The 4342-nt window shown below is 38.2% G+C and carries 5 protein-coding genes; all 5 read right to left on the bottom strand.

The annotated features are described in order from the left end of the window. Nucleotides 1–78: 78 nt before the first annotated feature. The gene (locus tag KTN04_RS16425; RefSeq protein WP_217336309.1) at nt 79–444 is read right to left on the bottom strand and encodes a flagellar protein FlhE; all 366 of its coding nucleotides are present in this window, start codon (nt 442–444) and stop codon (nt 79–81) included. A gap of 623 nt (nt 445–1067) precedes the next feature. Next, nucleotides 1068–1388, bottom strand: coding sequence for a hypothetical protein (locus tag KTN04_RS16420; protein WP_217336308.1), 321 nt, complete (start codon nt 1386–1388; stop codon nt 1068–1070). Nucleotides 1389–1397: 9 nt separating this feature from the next. Beyond that, the gene (locus KTN04_RS16415) at nt 1398–1757 is read right to left on the bottom strand and encodes a hypothetical protein (protein WP_217336307.1); all 360 of its coding nucleotides are present in this window, start codon (nt 1755–1757) and stop codon (nt 1398–1400) included. 179 nt (nt 1758–1936) lie between these two features. Next, a complete protein-coding gene (locus KTN04_RS16410) occupies nt 1937–2167 on the bottom strand; it encodes a hypothetical protein (protein WP_217336306.1) in 231 nt (76 codons plus the stop codon). A gap of 91 nt (nt 2168–2258) precedes the next feature. Beyond that, nucleotides 2259–4217, bottom strand: coding sequence for a nuclease-related domain-containing DEAD/DEAH box helicase (locus KTN04_RS16405; RefSeq protein WP_217336305.1), 1959 nt, complete (start codon nt 4215–4217; stop codon nt 2259–2261). Between the last annotated feature and the right edge of the window lie 125 nt (nt 4218–4342).

The following is a 4342-nucleotide window of genomic DNA, read 5'->3' as shown; positions in this document are numbered from 1 at the left end:
CCGGTATTCGGCGCAAACAGCGGATGGCTGCCATGGACATTGAGTACATGGAGAGGGTGATACATGCTTAAAAAATGTTCACGCTCTCGCCCTGGTGCCACGGGCGTTAAACCCGTCAAATGCATCTGAATTGTCATTTTGCGCAGCTGATATATCGATACAAAGAAAATCAGAGGATGAGTATTGTTTTCGGTAACACAATTCGACTTCTTCAGACGTATGGCCGTTAGGAATGGTATTCCAATCCCAGGAAACGTCTGTAATTTCAGCGTCCCTTCTGGGGACAGAAGACGGCGGGTTAAATGGAGTGGTTGCATAACCTCCAGAAAAATAAATTGTGTAACCTAACCGCGTGTGCTCCCAGAAATCATCCGCCGCATGTGCTGCTGATGACAATAAAGCGAATATGACAGCCATTCCAGTAAGTATGCTCTTGATCTTCATAGCAGTTCTCCAATTGTATTGATCTATTCATTAGCTCCCCAATGCGCGGGGCGCAACCACATAAAAACAGTAACTTAAGTCAAGTTACTTGGAAGTCAACTACCGCTGTTCGTTGCGCATTAGGCCTCCAAGATATTGGATGCACAACGCTGAATAAGTGTCAAGCGAAATCAGAAACTGCCTCCTGGCGACATCCGGAATTAACCTTTCAGTTCACACGGGTTGTTTTTTTGATGTCCGCAGTGGCCACGGCCTTGATCAGCCCGGATCGCCGCTTCAAGAATAGGAAGTCCAACCGCCTATGCGAAAATATCCCCCTGATCTGGAGTGCCGTCAAGACTCGGTTTAAGCCCTTCTGACCACCGAAGAGCGATGATGGAGAAGAAATTGGCCGCTGGCAGCCGCATCTTCCCAAAGGCCGATCCCAGGCACTGATTGCCCCAGCAACCCTGCTATCCTTGCGCGTTTTGAGTGATATTGGTGCCAGGCTCGATTTATTTTACGCCTAACGCCTTGCTCACCGGCACATACTGTGAAGAGCGTTTTTGTGTAAACTTGAGCGTAGCGATACACAAAAACGAGCTAAGCAGTATGTGTCCGAGTTGAGCAACTTGTTATGCATTTTATTGATAGTCAGGCCTTAAACCCTCACTTAAGTATTTGTTTATTTCGTATTTCAAGTGTTCGAGAAAAAAATCTTGGCCACTCATATCATAAACACGAATAAACTTTGCGGAAATATTCATTAGCACATCTCCAGATATTTTTTCACCTCTGCTTTCTGCCGCTTGTGTAAAAGCACGCATAGTTGTCTGCACTATTTCAAGAATTTTTTCATCTGAAACTTTCTTGTTATTAACTAATAAAGGTCTATACATTTTGACAGTTGCATCATTCAACTCGTCAAGAAGAGTTCTCTTCTTTTTTCTAAAAAGTCCAAACATAATTACCTCCTAACGATCAATTTTTGATCCTTCAATAATCTTACCTATTGAATCCAAATTGCTACTAGATCTTTCCCAGACAGCATCAGAATCAATGGCGCTGTCACGCTTTTCTTCTTTAAAATTCCGATTAAAAATAGAATCTTCTTTTTTATTAGCAATACAATCCATGCCATACGCAAATAGCGCAGTCCCTGGTGTACCTATAGCTAATGGTGCAATAAGAACATAAGGAGCAAAAATTAGCAGAAGAATGCCAATGATCACCGAGCCGAAGCAAAAAACCAGCCATGATACTAAAGCTGAAATAGCTAAGCCCCAAATAAATACCCCGCCGACTAAGCTTAACAAACCTATTAATACCCTCACTTTTTCACCGAATGGTAGATAATACTAAAGAAAAGAAATATTGACCCACCTACAATTACAATAGGCCAAAAAATCGCTGTTAACAATGCAGTAAAAAACCCATTTTGCAATTGCGCGAAAAATAGTAAAACGGCAATAACGATATAAATACCTTCTAACATAAAACTCTCCTTCAAATCTTACCCAACTGTCGACTGAAGGGATTCAAGCAACGTATCGAGTTTGCTGACCAAAGAATGGTCAACACTGTTGTTATTTAAGGCAACAACAAGATAATCCATAACATTCGTTAATTGTTCTTTTGGGATGTCAGATATACTCATCTCAGATAAGATTAAGTTGATATTTTTACAATCTAAAGGTGATAAATCACCGCCATCTTTTACTGAATATAATTTTGAGATGCCCATTTAAAACTCCTGATTCCGATTTTATGCATAACGTCGCGCTCTGTGGCAATTTTGGAGCACAGCGGAAAAATTGTCCGACAGCAGCACTTTGTTATGCTCTTTTCATATCGTTTTCTATGACGTCTGATAATTGAATTACCTCAAGAGAGCCTTCAAAAAAGTCGGAATACTTAGAGTTTTTTTCGAGAAAAACAACCAAGTTAAACTTTGCCCTTGTGAGACCAACGTAAACCAACTCAGCGTTATCTAACTCATTAACAATCAAAAAAATAGTTGGTGACTCATAACCTTTAAAACTATGTATTGTCGATATTTTTAAAACACCACTATTCAGGTTGAATCCATATTTTTTATTGCTTCTTATTTTTTCAATTTCACTACGATCTATGCGTGAAGAACAATAAGCTTCTTTGGTTTCAAATGTTGTCAAAGTTTTTTCGTTAAAGTTTGGATTTTTTCTTATCAAAAAATCGATTTCCCGCATTTGAGAAATGCTGGATGAAAGAATAACCATGTCATTTGGGTGAATAGATGCACGTTTTGCGACAGAAAAAACATAATTAACAATTGAGTTAATATCACCTGCCTCAATCAATACACATTGATTTACTCCAATCCCTGACAACGCGGGTTGCATCGCCTCAGAAAAATCGAGTTCGTACCGATCACTAAAAAATACTTCCTGAAACTTTTTTGCAACATCTAATATGTACGAATCTTCTTTATAACGAAAAGATTTAGACAGCTTATTCCAGCGACCAAAACCTTGAACTACCTTTGTTGTATTTTCTTCATCAATTTCCCTTTCATAAATATTCTGCTTCTCGTCCCCAAAAAGTACCATTTCGCCTTGGTCAGACAAAAAGTATTTACGTATTATTTTTATCCACTCAGGCTTATAGTCTTGAATTTCATCGACTAATATTGTGTCGAACTTTTCTTCAATTTCGCAACTTTCAAAAACATTTTCATTTGAGTAATATTTTGAATCCAGGTAAGCACTGACCTTTTCCTTATCATTTTTTATTTCTTCAGGAACACTTACATCTATCCCATATTGACTGAGTGCTGCACTCATAAACCTATGGTAGTTAATGATGCCAAAAGCTCCCCAGGAAAAATCACTTCTCACTTCATTTATTTTGTCTTTAATGTACATCCGAAGAGTAAGATTAAACGTGAGTATAAGGACGTTACCACCATGTCTCGAATGTGCATTTACCGCCCTTTTCGCCAGTACGGTAGTTTTTCCTGATCCTGCAATCCCTTTAATTTTTTCTCGCTTGCCCTGCTCGCTGGTTACGAGCCTTTCTTGCACCTTGGTGTATTCTATTTCTTTCCCTTCATTGAGATAATGATAAGGAGGCTGTAAATATCTTAAGAAAGCGTCATGAATTGATATAGGGTATATGTCACTCTTCTTGGAAAGTGGAAATTTAATTTTCATTAACTGATCTTTAGTAACTGAATGCCGATACAGATCCCTTTCAAACCTTTTTATTTTTGAGTTCAGCCATTCTCTCTTTCGCTCATATTTGTCATGGTCTATTGGGTTTTCAGCATATGCATTATTATGCTCTTTGAGCATGCTCTTGAACTCGTCTATTCTAGGAGAAAAAAATCTTTTAATAGACTCTTTATTCTCTTTGTGGAAATAAACGTAACAAGATATCGCCTTGTAAAAATTCTTATTATTTAAGTTTTTTTCTAAAAGCCCATTAATATGAAGATCAAACATATTCTTCTTGTAGCCAAAAACTTGGGCGAACGGTGATCGTATAACCGATCCATTGTTACTTACATGCCACTTGTTGTTTTCATCCAAATTATAAAATAACAAATCCCAGTCTTTTACTTCGATTATGATTACACCCATTATCTGGTGAATAATTATAATGTCAGGTCTTTCACCGTTAAAAAATGGCTGAAAGTATATCTCCACTTCCGCATCAAAATTCTGCGACAGCTCATTTAGAAGAAATAACTCACCCTCAGTCGGCTTCTGCTTGCTTTTCTTGATGACTTCAAGGCTTGGGAATATCTTAGCCATACAACCTCAGTTTGACTGAACTACTTTGAGCATAACATTTTAATACTGCGCATGCGTGTTTTTACTCAAGTGACAGGCACAGAGAGATGGGCTAACTTACTGTATTGATTTGATAAATGATGAAT

The sequence above is a fragment of the Marinobacterium weihaiense genome (assembly GCF_019061305.1).
In the GTDB taxonomy this organism is placed as follows: Bacteria; Pseudomonadota; Gammaproteobacteria; order Pseudomonadales; family Balneatricaceae; genus Marinobacterium; species Marinobacterium weihaiense.
This window is presented reverse-complemented; position numbering and strand designations above follow the sequence as displayed.